General features: G+C 69.8%; 14 protein-coding genes. 5 read left to right on the top strand and 9 right to left on the bottom strand.

Features of this window, described 5'->3' with window-relative positions:
• Positions 1–11: 11 nt before the first annotated feature.
• From ACFYZE_RS11450 to ACFYZE_RS11410, 9 genes are all read right to left on the bottom strand, one after another.
• Entirely contained in the window at positions 12–656 is a 645-nt protein-coding gene (locus ACFYZE_RS11450) for a lactate utilization protein C (protein WP_388991200.1), read from the bottom strand.
• Positions 653–2,092 carry a lactate utilization protein B gene (locus ACFYZE_RS11445; RefSeq protein WP_388991198.1) on the bottom strand — a complete coding sequence of 480 codons (1,440 nt, stop codon included), beginning with the start codon at positions 2,090–2,092 and terminating at the stop codon, positions 653–655. Before ACFYZE_RS11445 ends, ACFYZE_RS11450 begins: the two co-directional genes overlap by 4 nt.
• Complete coding sequence (locus ACFYZE_RS11440; RefSeq protein ID WP_388991196.1) at positions 2,089–2,853, bottom strand: (Fe-S)-binding protein; 765 nt, start codon at positions 2,851–2,853, stop codon at positions 2,089–2,091. Before ACFYZE_RS11440 ends, ACFYZE_RS11445 begins: the two co-directional genes overlap by 4 nt.
• Positions 2,850–3,764 (bottom strand): carbohydrate ABC transporter permease, encoded by a 915-nt coding sequence (locus tag ACFYZE_RS11435; protein WP_388991194.1) that lies wholly within the window; start codon positions 3,762–3,764, stop codon positions 2,850–2,852. The genes ACFYZE_RS11440 and ACFYZE_RS11435 overlap by 4 nt, the downstream gene beginning before the upstream one ends.
• A complete protein-coding gene (locus tag ACFYZE_RS11430; protein WP_388991192.1) occupies positions 3,761–4,693 on the bottom strand; it encodes a carbohydrate ABC transporter permease in 933 nt (310 codons plus the stop codon). Before ACFYZE_RS11430 ends, ACFYZE_RS11435 begins: the two co-directional genes overlap by 4 nt.
• A complete protein-coding gene (locus ACFYZE_RS11425) occupies positions 4,690–6,078 on the bottom strand; it encodes an ABC transporter substrate-binding protein (protein WP_388991190.1) in 1,389 nt (462 codons plus the stop codon). Before ACFYZE_RS11425 ends, ACFYZE_RS11430 begins: the two co-directional genes overlap by 4 nt.
• A gap of 95 nt (positions 6,079–6,173) precedes the next feature.
• Positions 6,174–7,271: an enolase C-terminal domain-like protein gene (locus ACFYZE_RS11420; protein WP_361987945.1), complete on the bottom strand. Its 1,098-nt coding sequence runs from the start codon at positions 7,269–7,271 to the stop codon at positions 6,174–6,176.
• A gap of 49 nt (positions 7,272–7,320) precedes the next feature.
• The gene (locus ACFYZE_RS11415; protein ID WP_388991188.1) at positions 7,321–10,560 is read right to left on the bottom strand and encodes a discoidin domain-containing protein; all 3,240 of its coding nucleotides are present in this window, start codon (positions 10,558–10,560) and stop codon (positions 7,321–7,323) included.
• Between the two features lie 166 nt (positions 10,561–10,726).
• Entirely contained in the window at positions 10,727–11,575 is an 849-nt protein-coding gene (locus ACFYZE_RS11410; RefSeq protein ID WP_388991186.1) for a FadR/GntR family transcriptional regulator, read from the bottom strand.
• A 374-nt stretch (positions 11,576–11,949) separates the two neighbouring features.
• On the opposite strand from ACFYZE_RS11410, the gene ACFYZE_RS11405 reads away from it, so the two are divergent.
• The 5 genes from ACFYZE_RS11405 (at position 11,950) to ACFYZE_RS11385 (ending at position 15,828) form a co-directional block, all read left to right on the top strand.
• Positions 11,950–12,783 carry a fumarylacetoacetate hydrolase family protein gene (locus tag ACFYZE_RS11405; protein ID WP_388991184.1) on the top strand — a complete coding sequence of 278 codons (834 nt, stop codon included), beginning with the start codon at positions 11,950–11,952 and terminating at the stop codon, positions 12,781–12,783.
• 1 nt (position 12,784) lies between these two features.
• A complete protein-coding gene (locus ACFYZE_RS11400) occupies positions 12,785–13,534 on the top strand; it encodes an SDR family NAD(P)-dependent oxidoreductase (RefSeq protein ID WP_388991182.1) in 750 nt (249 codons plus the stop codon).
• 4 nt (positions 13,535–13,538) lie between these two features.
• A complete protein-coding gene (locus ACFYZE_RS11395; RefSeq protein WP_388991180.1) occupies positions 13,539–13,862 on the top strand; it encodes an L-rhamnose mutarotase in 324 nt (107 codons plus the stop codon).
• 122 nt (positions 13,863–13,984) lie between these two features.
• Positions 13,985–14,818 carry an amidohydrolase family protein gene (locus ACFYZE_RS11390; protein WP_388991179.1) on the top strand — a complete coding sequence of 278 codons (834 nt, stop codon included), beginning with the start codon at positions 13,985–13,987 and terminating at the stop codon, positions 14,816–14,818.
• A complete protein-coding gene (locus tag ACFYZE_RS11385) occupies positions 14,815–15,828 on the top strand; it encodes an aldo/keto reductase (protein WP_388991177.1) in 1,014 nt (337 codons plus the stop codon). Before ACFYZE_RS11390 ends, ACFYZE_RS11385 begins: the two co-directional genes overlap by 4 nt.
• Positions 15,829–15,881: the final 53 nt, after the last annotated feature.

Below are 15,881 nucleotides of genomic sequence, written 5' to 3'. Positions count from 1 at the left end.
GCCGGTGCGGCTCAGGGGTGGACGAGGACGACGTCGAGGATTCGGGGGCCGTGGACGCCTTCGACGCGTTCGAGTTCGATGTCGCTGGTGGCGGAAGGACCGGAGATCCAGGTGAGCGGGCGGTTCGGTGAGAGCCTCGCCACGGCGGCCGGAACCGAGGCGACGACCTGTTCCGGAGCGCGCACCACGCAGAGGTGGTGGTCGGGGATCAGGCTCAGCGCACGCCGGCCCTGCCCCGGCCCGCCGTCCAGCACGATCGTGCCCGTCTCGGCGATGGCCAGCGCACACCCCGTCACCACGCTGTCCGCCGCGTCCCAGGTGGGCGAGCTCAGCGGCGGGGTGTCGGTGAGCCGTTCGACGACGGCCTCGGACAGCCACTCCTCGGGCAGCCCCTCGGGGACGACGACCGTACGAGCACCTCGCCGTGCCAGCACCGCGGCCACCGTCCCGGGCAGACCGGCGGGGTCGCACCGGTGCACGGCCGCGCGGTACTCGGTGAGATGGTCCTGAAGCAGGTCCAGCAGCTCACCGGGGTCGTCCGCGGCGTGTGCGGCCCGGTAGTCGCGGGCGACGGGGACGTCCTCGGGCCTCTCCTGGCGGGGGACGTCGCTCAGGGCCGTGCGGATACGGCCGAGCACCACGTCCCGGCTGCTCATGGGCGCTCCTCGGTCGTCCGGTTGGCGCGCCACCAGTCGCGGAAGGGCGCGGCCGGGATACGGGGCAGATCGCGGGACTCGCTCCAGGCACCGCTGCCGGGTCCGGGCAGGCGGCGGGGGTGCAGCCGTCGGGTACGGGAGGCGGTGCGCTCGGCCGCGGCGAAAAGCGCCGGACGGTCGAGGAGCCAGCCGGCCGCGCGGACGGCGCCCTTCTCCAGCCGGTGGCCCGCACCGCCCTGCTCGGCCACCCGTTCGCGGAGGTGGACGAGGACTTCGGGGATGTCGATGGCAACCGGGCAGACCTCGTAGCAGGCGCCGCACAGGGAGGAGGCGTAGGGCAGGGAGGCGTCCAGTTCGGTACCGATCCCGCGGAGTTGGGGGGTGAGGATGGCTCCGATGGGGCCGGGGTAGGGCGAGCCGTAGGCGTGGCCGCCGGCGCGTTCGTAGACGGGACAGACGTTGAGGCATGCGGAGCAGCGGATGCAACGCAGCGCCTGGCGGCCGACTTCGTCGGCGAGGGTGGCGGTGCGGCCGTTGTCGAGCAGGACCAGGTGGAATTCCCGGGGCCCGTCGCCTTCGGTGGTGCCGGACCACATCGAGGTGTACGGGTTCATCCGCTCGGCGGTGGAGGAGCGGGGCAGGGTCTGGAGGAAGACCTCCAGGTCCCGCCAGGTGGGTACGACTTTCTCGATGCCCACCACGGAAATCAGCGTCTCGGGCAGGGTCAGGCACATCCGGCCGTTGCCCTCCGACTCCACGACGACCACCGTGCCGGTTTCGGCGACCATGAAGTTCCCGCCGGAAACGGCCACCTTGGCGCGCAGGAACTTCTCGCGCAGGTGCAGGCGGGCGGCCTCGGCCAGTTCCGCGGGATCGTCGGTGAGTCCCTCGGGCGCCGGGCGTCCCCACCGGCTCATGGTCGCGCGGAAGATGTCCCGGATCTCGCCCCGGTTTTTGTGGATTGCCGGGACCAGGATGTGGGAGGGCCGGTCGTCGCCCAACTGCACGATCAGTTCGGCGAGGTCGGTCTCGTAGGCGGTGATGCCTTCGGCGGCCAGGGCTTCGTTGAGGCCGATCTCCTGGGTGGCCATGGACTTGACCTTGACGACCTCGGTCTCCCCGGTGGCCTTGATCAGGTCGGCGACGATCCGGTTGGCCTCGCCGGCATCGGCCGCCCAGTGCACCTCACCGCCGGCTCGGGTGACCGCCGCCTCCAACTGCTCGAGGTAGTGGTCGAGATGCCGCAGCGCCCGGTCCTTGATCGCGGCTCCGGCGGCGCGCAGCCGTGCCCAGTCGTCCAGCTCGGCGACGGCCTGCGCGCGCTTGGCGCGGATGGTGCCGGTGGCCCGGGTCAGGTTCGCCCGCAGACGGGTGTCCTGGGTCGCGGCGGCCGCTGCGCGGGGGAAGGCGGGCATCCCCAGGTACGTACCGGTCATCGCAAGGGCTCCGTCCGGGTGGAGGCAAGGATTTCGGCGAGGTGCAGCGGGCGCAGGTCACTGCCCCGGCGGCGCAGCATCCCGTCCAGGTGCATGAGGCAGGAGTTGTCGGCGCCGCACAGCACACGGGCGCCGGTCGCCTCGGCGTTGCGGATCTTGTCGGCGCCCATGGCCGCCGAGACGTGGGGGTTCTTCACCGCGAAGGTGCCCCCGAAGCCACAGCACTCGTCCGCGCCGGGCAGTTCCACCAGTTCCAAGCCCTCGACCGCCTCCAGCAGCCGCCGGGGACGGTCGCCGAGCCCCAGCACCCGCAATCCATGACAGGACGGGTGGTAGGTGACGGTGTGGGGAAAGTACGCGCCGACGTCGGTCACGCCCAGTACGTCGACCAGGAACTCACTGAACTCGTGGACCCGGTCGGCCAGCGAACGGGCCTGGTCGGCAAGGTCGTCGGCCCGCCCCTCGGCCGCGGCGCGCGAGCCGAGCCGGGGATAGTTGTCGCGCACCATGGCCACGCAGGAGCCCGACGGGGCCACCACGTGGTCGTATCCGTCGAACGCTTTCGCCATGCGGCGCAGCAGCGGCTCGGTCTCCCGGCGGTAACCGGTGTTGTACTGCGGCTGGCCGCAGCACGTCTGCTCGAAGGGGAAGTCCACCTCGACGCCGAGCCGTTCGAGGACGGTGACCGTGGCGATCGCCGTGGCGGGGTGGACGGCGTCGTTGACGCAGGTGGGGAAGAGGGCGACGCGGAGGGAACTCATTCCTTGGTCGCTCCGGCGAGCATCCCGGACACCAGTGTGCGCTGCGAGAACAGGAAGAGCACCAGAACGGGCAGGATGGCGACGATGATCGCCAGGGCCAGTTCCGGGATGGTGATGTTCAGACCGGCACCGGCAACGGGGTTGAAGGACGGCGTGGAGGTCAGCAGCTGGTTCAGGCCCACCTGGACGGGGAACTGCTCGCTGTTCGGCAGGACGAGGTACGGCAGGAAGAAGTTGTTCCAGTTGCCCACGAAGCTGAAGAAGGCGACCAGCCCGACCACCGGCTTCGCCAGCGGCAGCGCGATGCGCGAGAAGAGCTGCCATTCCGTACAGCCGTCGATCCGCGCGGCCGCCAGCAGGTCCTTGGGCAGGCTGCTCCCGAAGTAGATGTACACGAGGTACACACCGAACGGGTAGAAGGAGAAGGGCAGGATCACCGACCAGATGGTGCCGATCAGGTGGAAGCGGTTGAGTTCCAGGAAGACCGGCAGCACCAGGGTGGCCTGCGGCATGATCATCGTGACCAGGGTGATCATGAGGAGCGTCTTGCGTCCGCGGAACTTCGTCAGGGCCAGTGCGTACCCGGCGGGCACGCTGACGGCCAGCGTCAGGATGAGCGAACCACCGGAGTAGATGGCCGAGTTGCGCAGCCAGGTGACCATGGCGCCGTCCTGGAAGGAGAACAGGTGCCGCCAGGCGGCGCCGATCTGCCGGAACGAGCCGAAGGAGAACGGGTTGTCCTGCACCACTTGGCCCGCGGTCTTCGACGGCGCGAGCAGCAGCCAGATCACCGGCAACACGAAGAACACCAGCAACAGGGCCAGCAAGAGGCCCACTACCAGGAAGGAGGCGACCCGGGAAGGGGCGAAGCGCCGGCCCGCCGCTGCCGAGGGGACAGTGGTCTGTGTCATTTCTCGTCCAACTTGAACAGGTTCGATCGGGCCACCAGCAGTCCGGCCGCCAGGAGCCCCAGCGCCAGCAGGAAGACGGAGATGGCGGCGGCGCCGTTGAAGTCGCCCTGCTGGAAGGCGTAGACGTAGGCGAGCTGGTTGGGTGACCACGTGGGGCTCACCCGGCCGAGGCTGGCGGTCTGGAGCAACTGGGGCTCGACGAACAGCTGGGTGCCGGTGGCGAACGCCATGATCGTCATGTAGACGATCCACTGCCGGATCATCGGGATCTGGATGTGCCAGGCGGTGCGCCAGGGCCCCGCGCCGTCCATCCGGGCGGCTTCCAGCACCTCGTCGGGGATGTTGTTCAGCGCCCCGTACATCACGACCATCCAGCCGCCGGCGCCGGTCCAGAAGGCGATCAGCATGAGGATCAGCGGCAGGTTGCCGGGCGAGAGCACGGCCGCGAAGGTCTGCAGTCCCATGCTCTTGAGCATCCAGGACACCGGGCTGACGTCCGGGTCCAGCATGAACAGCCATACCAGGACGCTGGCGACCCCGGCGAGGGCACCGGGAATGTAGTACAGGAAGCGGAAGAGCGCCGAGGTGCCCGGCCGCACCCGGCTGCGCAGGACCACCGCGACCAGGACCACCAGGACGACGAGTGCGACCAGCCACATGACCAGGTAGATCAGCATGTTCGTGAAGGCCGGCACGAAGCGGTAGTCCTGGGCGACCTTCAGGAACTGGTTGAGTCCGGTGAACTGGCCCCGGTCGTTGGTGAGCGCCAGGTAGAACGAGTAGCCGGTGGGGAAGACGCCGAACGCGAGCAGCAGCACCGCGTAGCCGGCGACGAAGAAGTAGCCCGCGAGACCGCGGCCCCTCCGCCGCGGCATGATGCCGCGGCGGAGGGGGGAGACGGCGACGCGCTCGGTCTCCAGCAAGGTCATTGGTTGACCACCTGGTATCCGTGGGCCTTCGCCTCGTTGCTGATCTCCTGCTGCCACGCCGGCAGGGTCGAGGTCAGGGTCTTGCCGGCGGTCAGGGCCGGCAGCACGACGCTGGACCAGGCGGTGGCGTCCGGGAACTTGGTGTTCGACCAGCCGGTCCACACCTCGTTGGCGGCCTCCTGGAAGGGCTTGCTCACGTCGTTGGCGAAGTAGTCGCTGTTGGCCGGGTTGGCCAGCCACGCCTCCGCGGCCTTGGTGTAGGCCGGGTAGGTCGGCGCGGAGGCCTGGTTCTGGTCGGAGGTGGTCAGCCAGGTGGCCAGGTCCGTGGACGCCTTGAGGTTGGCGCTGTGCGAGGACACCATCCACACGCCGCCGCCGACGTTGCCGGTGGCGGCCGTGGTCTCACCCTTCCAGGTCAGCGGGGACGCCGCGGTGATCTGCTTGGCCGGGGCGTTGAAGGCGGCCTTGAAAAGGTACTGACCGTACCAGGACGGGCCGTACGCCATCAGGACCTTGCTGCCGCTCTCCTTGGCGAAGCCCTGGCTGAAGAAGCCCTTGGTGGTGACGGCCTTGGCGGAGATCAGCCCGTCCAGCAGCTTCGCCATCCGGGTGCAGTTCGGGTCCTGCAGGGCGCTGCGCAGAGTGTTCGGCTTCGTCAGGCTGAACGCCGGGCACCGGCCGGACCAGAAGTACGACTCGTGGGAGTTGGTGTCGCCGACGGAGCCGACGAGGTAGCCGGGGTGGTCCTTGGCGACCTGCTTGCCCAGGGCTTCGTAGTCCTCCCAGGTGGTGGGGACCTTGTAGCCCCACTTGTCCATGAGGGCCTTGTTGTACCAGAGCACGACCTGAGCGATGTCGTTGCGCAGGCAGTACGTGTGGCCGTTGAACTGGCAGGGTGCGAGGGAGCCCTTGGCGAAGCCGTCCAGCGTGCTCTGCGGTACGAGCTTGTCGTCCAGGGGCGCGGCGAACGGCTGTGCGCCGGGCTTGGTGGGCTCCGACGCCCAGGTCACGTCGGTGGGTGAACCGAACACCACGTCCGGCCAGCCGCTGCCGGTCCGGTCGAAGAGCTGCACCTTCGTCTGGAGATACGTGGAGCCGTCGGCACCGCCGTCGTACGTGACGATCTTCATCTTCACGTTCGGGTGCGACTTCTGGTACGCCTGCACCGACGGCAGGCGGGTCGAGTCGGCCCACACCGTGATCTGCGAGCCGTCCTGCTGCGTGGCCGGCTTGAACGCCGGCTGCGCGGACGAGGACGACTGGGCGGTGGTGTCGGCGCTGGCGCAGCCGGCCAGGACAGCCGCTGTGACCAGGGAAAGCGCGGCCGCCGTGGTGCGCAGCACTGCGCGGCGCCGGCCGATTCTCGGAGATCCGGAAGACCTCATCGTCTTGCCTTTCTTGTTTCTTGCGTGGGACAGGTAACGCGCCTGATGGGGGGCGCCGGCTGCGGTGGCGGTCCGGGAGGACGGCCACCACCCGGTCAGCGCGGCTGCTCGACGAACGGCAGGAGCTCCTTGCCGTAGCCGAAGTCGAGCGGGAGGGCTATGCCAGGCCCCGTGGGGGCGTGCACCAGGCCCTGGTCGTCCACATGGCGCTCGCGGACGACCTTCGCCGCGGTCACCAGGGACTCGTAGTAGGTGGTGTTGGAGATGGCCATGCACAGGTGGTGGTTCGGGATGTCCGAACCGTGCACCTCGGCCCGCAGCCGGTAGGCGTCGGCGAGGTGTGCGGTGCGCATGGCGCCGGTGATGCCGCCGCGGAGGGTGGTGCCGGCCCGCACCCCGAAGGTGGCGGCACCGGCCCGGATGAAGTCCGCGGAGTTCATGTGCGCTCCGTCGGAGGTCTCGGCCACCAGCAGCGGTATGTCCACGGCCGCTGCCAGCCTCTGGTACGCGGAGATGCTGAACTCGCGCATCGGCTCCTCGTACCAGAGGTAGTCGGCCTCCGAGAGCGCCCGGCCCAGGCGGATCGCGTCGGGCAGGTCGAAGCCGGCCGATCCGTCGTACATGAGGGGGATCGACGGACCGACGTGGTCGCGCAACGCCAGGCACAGCTCGGCGTCACGCCGGGCGTCGCCCCAGGCGTGCAGCTTGATACCGCGGTAGCCCAGTTCCAGGCACTGGTCCGCCACGTCGAGGAACTCCGCGATGCTGGAGAACGTCGAGGTGGAGGCGTAGGCGGGGATCGTCTCCCGGAAGCCGCCCAGCAGGCGCCAGACAGGCTGGCCGTGGTACCGGCCGGCCAGGTCCCACAGGGCGGTGTCGATCAGGCCCAGGGCGGGGAGCGGGAGCTCGTGGATACGGTCCAGCTCCCACACCCGGTGCCACAGCCATTCCCGCTGGAACGGGTCGGCTCCGACCAGTTCCTCGCGGAAGACCCGCTCCACCAGGTCCCGCAGGGTGGCGAAGGCTCCGGGCCGGGCGAACAACGCCACCCCCTCGGCTCCCTCGTCGGTGCCGATGCGCAACACCGCGCCGTCGCCCACCGGAGCGCTTCCGCTCAGTCCGTCCCTCCAGCGGAAGGGCGGGCTGGCCGCCGGAACGTCGATCCGGTGTACTTCGACATGGGTGATCTTCATCCTGATGTCATTTCTCTGTGAGCGGGCCGGCTCCGGGGGCGCGTACGGGTCAGAAGTCGCCGTATGCCTGGAGCTCGTAGATGCTGCCGCCGTTCCAGCTGGAGCCGGTGACGGTCAGCCGCAGGTAGCGGGCGGTGACGGGCGAGTCGGCGAACGAGTAGTTGGTCGCCGAGACGGTGTTCTGGGAGGTGTGGTCCTCGAACGTGGACCACGTGACGCCGTCGGCGGAGTACTCGAGCAGGTACTTGTAGCCGCTGGGCTTCTCGAAGGTGGTCACCATGCTGGAGACCGACGTGTCCTGGCCCAGGTCCACCTGGATCCACGACGGGTCGGGCAGCCCCAGGCCCTGGGCCCAGCGGGTGGACAGGTCGCCGTCCACCGCCTTCTGAGGCGTGTTGTCCTCCGAGTACGAGGAAGCGGTGACCGCCTTGTTCTGCGCCAGGTCGCGGTCGGCCGGCATGGTGATGACGGCCGCCGGGCTGGGGTCGGAGGTGTTCAGCGCGGCGTCGCGGGCGACGACGGTGAAGGAATACTGCTTTTCCGGAGTCAGGCCGGAGACCCGCAGGGTCGTGGCGTCGGTGACGGCGATCCGCTTGCCGTCCTGGTAGACGGCGTAGGTGGTCACGCCGGTGTCATCGGTCGCGGCGGGCCAGGCGAGGTCCGCCAGACTGGGCAGCAGCGGCTTGACCGTGGGCTGCCCGGGGGCCGCGGGAGGCGTGTGGTCGGAACTGGGCGCCCTGGGCGTGCCGTAGACCTGGAAGTCGTAGATGCTGCCGCCGTTGCCGCTGGAGCCGGTGACCGTCAGCCGCACGAAGCGCCCGGCGACCGGGTCGGCGGTGTGGGAGTAGTCGGTCATCTCCGTGGTGTTCGCCAAGGTGTGGTCCGCCAGCGTCTGCCAGTGGACCTCGTCCGGGGACACCTCGATGCGGTACTTGTAACCGCTGCTCTTCTCGAAGGTGGTGATCGCGCCGTTCACGTCGTACTGGGCACCGAGGTCCACCTGGATCCAGGACGGGTCGGGCAGACCGAGGCCCTGGGCCCAGCGGGTGGACAGGTCGCCGTCCACCGCCTTCGCGGGGGTGTTGTCCTCGGAGTACGAGGAGTAGGTGACCGGCTTCTTCAGCGCCAGGTCGGAGCCGGAGGGCATGCTGACCTGCAGTGCCTGGCTCGGCTGGGACTCGTTGCCGGCCGCGTCGCGGGCGGTGATCTGGAAGCTGTACGTCTTCCCGCCGGTCAGGCCGGACAGGCGCACCGAGGTCTTTCCGGAGGCGCTGACGAGCGTGCCGTCGCGGTAGACGGAGTAGCCCGTGACGCCGGTGTCGTCGGTGGACGCGGGCCAGTTGAGGTCCGCGATGGTCGGGAAGTCGGTGACCGCGGTCGGGGTGCCGGGCGCGGTGGGCGCCTGGTGGTCGGTGACGTCCGGGCCCGGGTCGAGGTGACGGTAGGGCGGCTGGAGACCGGCGTTGTTGACGATCGAGGCCGGGAGCTGGTCGCACGAGCCGACGGTGGTGTTGCCGCTCACGTTGTTGCCCGTGCTGTTGGCCTGGGTGGTGAACGCGGGCTGGGTGGTGAAGTTGCCGGTGGCGGTGATGTCCATGCCGTGGTTCATCAGCAGCCACTGGTACGCCACGTCGCAGAAGGCGTTGCCGGTGTTCTGCCAGTAGCGGCTGCCCTCGTCGTGGTAGACGGCACCGTAGGCCGGCGCCGGAACGCCGTGGATGTAGTTGCCGGAGACCACGCCGCCGGGGTTGGTGCTGAGGGTGTAGATGGCGCCGCCGTCCGCCTGCGACTTCATGATGTCGGAGATGTCGTTGTCGGTGACCTTGTTGTCCCGGCTGGTGGTGTCGGTGTTCCAGATCGGTACGCCGGAGTTGCCGGGGTAGTTGGTGTCGCCGCCCTTGTCGGTCAGACCCCAGCCCCAGCCGACGGAGATGCCGCTGTAGGGCAGGTCGTAGACCTTGTTGTGGGTGATCACCGTGTGGTCGGTGTAGCCGGCCAGGATGCCCAGCGAGCCGTTGTACTGGTCGGCGACCTTGGTGACCACGTTGTTGTCGACCGTGGTGTCCTTGGTGATGTCACGCGGGTCGTCGGGGTGGGCGTCGATCACGTCGGTGCCGCCGATCTGGATGCCGGTGGCGGCGATCTGGCGGAAGACGTTGCCCGTGATGTCGGTGCCCTGGGTGCCGGTGTTCAGGTTGAGACCGACCGCGCCGAGGTGGGTGAAGGTGTTGTCCTGGAAGCCGACGCCGTGGCCGTAGCTCACGTTGACCGCGCCTGGCGTCTTCTGCCACTTCAGACGGGTCGAGTCGAAGTCGGGGTTGTTGTCACCGACCATCCGGAAGCCCGCCTGACCCTCGATGAGGCCGTCGGACGAACTGGGGGCGAGCCAGGTGGAGTACGAGAAGGTGATGCCCTGGAAGGACACGTCGGTCACCGGGTCGGCCCTGGTGCCGCTCAGGTCGACCAGGTCCTGCACGCGCGGCACCGTGACGGTCGCGGTGGACAGGTCCTGACCGTCCTTGGGCATGTAGTAGATCTCGCCCGCGCCCTTGTCGAGGTACCACTCGCCGGGGGTGTCGAGCAGCTCGCGGGCGTTCTCCAGCCAGGTCGGATTGGTGATCTCCTGACCCTGCTGGAGGTTGGCGTTGTGCCAGCAGGGCTGCTGCATCGTCATCGTGTTGCCGGAGATCGACTGTACGGGGCAGCGCATGAGCTTCCAGCCCCAACTGCTGACGACCTCCAGGTCCGAGGGACGCTTGTAGCTGCTGAGGCTGCTGTCGGTGAAGGTGTAGCCGGTGGACGTCTTGCTGAAGCCGGCCGGGTTCTTTTCGCCCCGGGCCCGGGTCTCCAACTCGCCGTTCACATAGAGCTGACGGGTGTCGAGGTCGCCGACCTCGGCCTTGTAGACCTTCCCCGACGAGTCGGCCGGGGTCCAGCCGGTGACCTGCGTGCCGCCACTGATCACCGGTTGCGCGCCGGGCGCGGCCTCGTAGATGACCCGGTGCCCGGCACTGCCCGAGTCCTGGGCGGTGAGGGTGAAGGTCCGGCTCAGCCGGTAGGTACCCGACATCAGCAGCACGCGGACGTCGCCGGAGACCTTCGTCTTGACGTCACGCACGTAGTCCCGTGCGTGTTCCAGCGTCTTGAACGGATGCTTGGCGGTACCGGAGCCGGCGTCGCGGCCGGTAGGCGAGACGTAGACGTCCAGGCCCGACGCGTTCGAGGGGGACGCCTGGGCCGGCACGGCTGCCAGGGGCGCCGTTGTCGCAGCGAGGGCCAGTGCGGCCACGAAAACTCTTCGAAGCGGCACGAGTATTCGTGGAGAAACAGACGGTACAGACACAGGAATCCAATCGCCTGAATGAGGTGGCGTCCGGGAGCCCGCTCGTCCTGCGGGTTCCTCCGGAGTTGGGCGGCTCGGGCCGCGAGCCGTGGTACCGCCGCGCGGTGCCGGTCTATGAGGCGGATGTCTCCGGGGACGACGGCTCGTCCGCGGCACCGGCGCTCCTCGGCGGCTGCGCCGGCGCCCGGGAGGCGCCGTGGCCGTCAAGATTGAACAGCCGGTCACGGATCTTGCGTTCGAACTGACTCTGAGTGGTGGCGATGTGTTCCACCATCAGCTGCGTGGCGAGATCGGCCTCCCCCGCGGCGACCGCCTCAGCTATGGCGAGGTGCTGTCCTGCGGCTACTTCCAGTGACCCGGGAGCGTCACCGTGGAAGAGCAGCACGTCGGACTGTGACGCGAAACGCCGCACGTTGGCGACGCTCGCTCTCAGAAAGACATTGTGTGCGGCGGCGCCCACCGCGTCGTGGAACGCGGCGTCGGCCCTGGCGAAGGCGTACCCGTCTGCCGCCCGGGCCGCCTCCAGTGACGACTGGGCGCACTCCCGGACGCTGCGGACCTCGATCGGCGTGGCGAGGGAAGCCGCACGGCGCGCCGTCTCCGACTCGATCACCGTCCGGTAGTCAAGCAGCATCAGGACGTGTTCCATGCTCGTCGGCCGGAAGTGTGAGAGCTGGTCGTCCACCAGCCCGCCGGTGGACTCGGCGACGAAGATGCCCGCGCCACGCCGCACACTCAGCCGGCCGATGGCGGCCAGGACCTTCACCGCCTCGCGGGTGACATTGCGCGAGGCGCCCAGGATCTCCGCCAGGCCCTGCTCCGTGGGCAGCCGGTCGCCGGCCCGCAGCTTCTGCTCCTCGATGTAGTTCAGCAGCTGCTCGGCGACCAGCTCATAGCCCGGCCGGTAGCGAGGCGACGCGTCGTCATCCCCTTCAGCGGGGACCTGTGTTGCGGCTGCCACGGGGTAACCCTCCTCTTGCCTGTTTCGCATTAATCAGGTTCATCGGCGACGGTAACTATGACATCGGCGTTACGAACTGAGAAGAGTCCGGGGAGTTTTTTTGTTCGTCTCCTCTTTGAAACGCCCATCTATCATGACAAATCGGGAATCCCACTCGGAACTATTGCGCAGGAAGGATCAGATCCTTATGGTCCTGCCTGTCGGATGAAGCAGATTCACGATGGAGATCACGCCGGCCCCGGGACGGGCGCTCGGCGCGGCTGTCATCAGGACCCGCATCCGGCTCGAGCCGCGATGGGAGCGCGGGGCCCTACGGCCCGGCGGCGCCCCAGGGCGGGAATTCCGAGCGCGCACCCGTGGGAGAGAAGACCCCTATGAGACTGGCACGGCACGGCACGGCAGGAGCCGAACGCCCCCTGATATCCGGGGCCGACGGACCGTGGCACGACCTGCGCCCCGTCGTCGCCGACCTGACGCCCGACACCCTTCCCACGGTCCTGGACGGCGTCGACCTCGACGCGCTGCCAGTGGTCGAGTCGCTCGGCCGGTTCGGGGCACCGCTGACCGGGATCGGGAAGATCGTCTGCATCGGGCTGAACTACCGGCAGCACGCCGCGGAGACCGGCGCCGCCGTCCCCGAGGAGCCCATCGTCTTCCTCAAGACGCCGGACACCGTGGTCGGCCCCGACGACGAGGTCCTGATCCCCCGCGGCTCCCTGAAGACCGACTACGAGGTCGAACTCGCCGTCGTCATCGGCCGCGAGGCCCGCTATCTGCCCGACGAGGCCGCCGCTGCCGCGTGCGTGGCTGGTTACGCGATCAGCAACGACGTCTCCGAGCGCGAGTTCCAGCTCGAACGCGGCGGCCAGTGGGACAAGGGCAAGAACTGCGAGACGTTCAATCCGCTGGGCCCCTGGCTGCTCACCGCGGACGAGGTGCCCGACCCACAGGCGCTCGGCCTGCGGCTGTCGGTCAACGGCGAGCCGCGCCAGGACGGCAACACCTCCGACATGATCTTCGGTGTCCACCACCTGATCCGGTATCTGAGCCACTTCATGGTGCTTCGTCCCGGTGACGTCATCAACACCGGTACCCCCGCGGGCGTCGCCCTGGGCCGGCCGGGCCTGCCCTACCTGCGAGCGGGCGACGTCGTGGACCTGGAGATCGACGGCCTCGGCCGCCAGCGGCAGACATTCGGGCAGGCCTGACATGGGTGCTTTCGACGGACTCAGGGCTCTGGTCACCGGCGGTGCCTCCGGCATCGGCCTTGCCAGCGCCCGGTTGCTCGCCGCCGAGGGGGCCCGGGTGGCCGTGCTCGATCTGCAGCCCGCGCCCGAGGGCTTCACCGCTCACGTCCGGGCCGACATCGGCGACGACACCTCGGTCAGGGACGGCGTCGGAGCGGCCGTCTCGGCCCTCGGCGGCCTGGACGTGCTGGTCAACAACGCCGGGATCGGCGCGCAGGGCGGCATCGAGGACAACCCCGACGAGGAGTGGCACCGCGTCCTGGACATCAACGTCCTGGGGCTGGTGCGGGTCACGCGCGCCGCGCTGCCCGCGCTGCGTGCCTCCGCCCACGCGGCGGTCGTCAACATCAGCTCGATCGCCGCGACGGCCGGCCTGCCGCAGCGGGCGCTGTACTCGGCCAGCAAGGGCGCCGTGCTGTCGCTGACCCGGGCGATGGCCGCCGACCTGCTGCCGGCCGGCATCCGGGTCAACGCCGTCAACCCCGGCACCGCCGACACTCCCTGGGTCAGCCGGCTGCTGGACCGGGCGGACGACCCGGCGGCCGAACACGCGGCGCTGGCGGCCCGGCAGCCACACGGCCGTTTGGTCAGCGCCGACGAGGTCGCCGCCGCCGTCGCCTATCTGGCCTCCCCGGCCGCCGCCTCCACGACGGGCACCTCCCTGGCCGTGGACGGCGGCATGGACGGACTGCGACTGCGGAAGGAGGGCTGAGCGGATGCAGCGCTTCGCCGCCGTGATCCGTCTGCGGCCCGAGAAGGAGCGGGAGTACCGCGAACTGCACGCCGCCGCGTGGCCGGGCGTGCTCGCGGCCCTCAAGCGGGCCAACATCGGCAACTACTCCATCTTCCTCCGGGACGGCCTGCTCTTCAGCTACCTCGAGTACACGGGGACCGACTACGCCGCCGACACTGCGGCGATCGCCGCCGACCCGGTCTCCCGCGAGTGGTGGGCGTTGACCGATCCGTGCCAGCAGCCGCTGGACAGCGTGGCCGGGGGGCAGTGGTGGGCCCCCGCCGAGGAGGTCTTCCACCTCGACTGACGGCACGTGCCCGCCCCGGCCCGCGCCCACACCGACCCCGCGGAGGTCCTGCCCCGTTCCCACACCGACGGTGGGGGCAGGAGCCCGACCGACATCCGTCCACCGACCCAGAGGACCGAACGGTGCGCATCGACGCTCATCACCATTTGTGGGACCTCGCAGTGCGGGACCAGCCGTGGACCCGCGACCTGCCCACCCTGCGCCGCACCTTCACCACCGCCGAACTGCGGCCGGTGCTCGACCGGAACGCGATCGACGCCACCGTCCTCGTACAGACCGTCGCCGTTGTCGAGGAGACCCCCGAACTGCTCGCCGTGGCCGCCGGAGACCCGCACGTGCGAGCGGTCGTCGGCTGGACGAGCCTGACCGATCCCGGCATCGCCGACCGCCTGGCGCGACTGCGCGAGCTGCCCGGGGGATCCGCGCTCGTCGGCATCCGGCACGGCATTCAGGACGAGCCCGACCCGGACTGGCCGGCGCGTCCTGAGGTCCGTCGCGGCATCGAGGCGGTGGGTGCCGCGGGCCTCGTCTACGACCTGCTCGTCCGGCCCGACCAACTGCCCGCCGCCGTCCGGACCGTACGCGAACTGCCCGACGTTCGTTTCGTCCTGGACCACGCCGGCAACCCGGTCGTCGGCACCGACGGCCTGACGCCGTGGACCAAGCTGCTGACCGAGTTGGCCGACTGCCCCAATGTCGCCGTGAAACTGTCCGGCCTGGTCACCCGGACCGCAGCCGATCCGGCCCGCGCTCTGCGTCCCTTCGCGGACGTACTGCTCGCGACAATGGGCCCGGGCCGCCTCATGTACGGCTCGGACTGGCCGGTCTGCCTGCTCGCCGCCGGATACGACGAAGTCCTGGCCGTCGCGGAGACGCTCACCGACCACCTGAACCCCGGCGAGCGCGAGGCGGTCTTCGGCACGACGGCCGCGCGCTGGTACGGGATCGCGTCGTGACGGCCCGCCGGCTCGGCCGTACGAGCGTCCGGGTCAGTGCACTGGGATTCGGCGCCGCCCCCATCGGTAATCTCTACGCCCCGCTCGACGACGACCAGGCGCGGGCCGCGGTCGAGGCCGCCTGGGACGCCGGTGTGCGCTACTACGACACCGCCCCGCACTACGGCCTGGGGCTGTCCGAACGCCGGCTCGGCGCGGCCCTCGCCCACCGGCCACGAGCGGAGTTCACCCTCTCCACCAAGGTCGGCCGCCTGTTGGAACCACACCCCGCCCCCACCGGATCCGACCTGGCCGCAGGTGGCTTCGCCGTACCGGACACGCTGATCCGCCGCCCCGACTACTCGCGCGACGGCGTGCTGCGGAGCCTGGAAGGCAGCCTGACCCGACTGGGTCTGGACCGTGTGGACGTCGTCTACGTCCACGACCCCGACGATCACCTCGACGCGGCCATCGACCAGGCACTGCCCGCGCTGGTGGCCCTCCGCGACCAAGGCGTCATCGGAGCCGTCGGCGTCGGCATGAACGCCGTCGCTCCACTACTGCGGGTCGTCGCCGAAGCGGACGTGGACACCGTGATGATGGCCGGCCGGTGGACTCTCATCGACCGCACCGCACGCCCGCTGCTGGAGGCGTGCACGAAGCGAGGTGTCTCGGTGGTCGCCGCGGCCCCGTTCAACTCGGGCCTCCTCAGCCGGCCCTGCCCTCCCGACAACGCCACCTTCGACTACGGCCCCGCCCCCGACGCGGTGCTGCGTCGTGCCCGGCGCCTTGCCGACGTCTGTGCCCGGCACGGAACCGTCCTCCCCCATGCCGCCGTACGCTTCCCGCTCCGCGACCCCGTGGTGGCCTGCGTGGTCGCGGGCTTCCGTTCTTCCGACGAGGTCACCTCCGCCGTCGCATGGGCCGGCACCGACCTGAGCGACGCGGCGTGGGCGGAGCTCGACGCGGCCGCGGAAGCGGCCGAGGACGGGCCCGGTGGTATCGGTGGCGACGGCGGGCAGGGCGGGTGACCAGAACGAGATCCCGACCCTGCACGAGGTCGATCTCATCGCCAAGCAGATCT

Origin of the sequence: Streptomyces sp. NPDC001796, assembly GCF_042892355.1 — a bacterium.
GTDB lineage: Bacteria > Actinomycetota > Actinomycetes > Streptomycetales > Streptomycetaceae > Streptomyces.
This window is presented reverse-complemented; position numbering and strand designations above follow the sequence as displayed.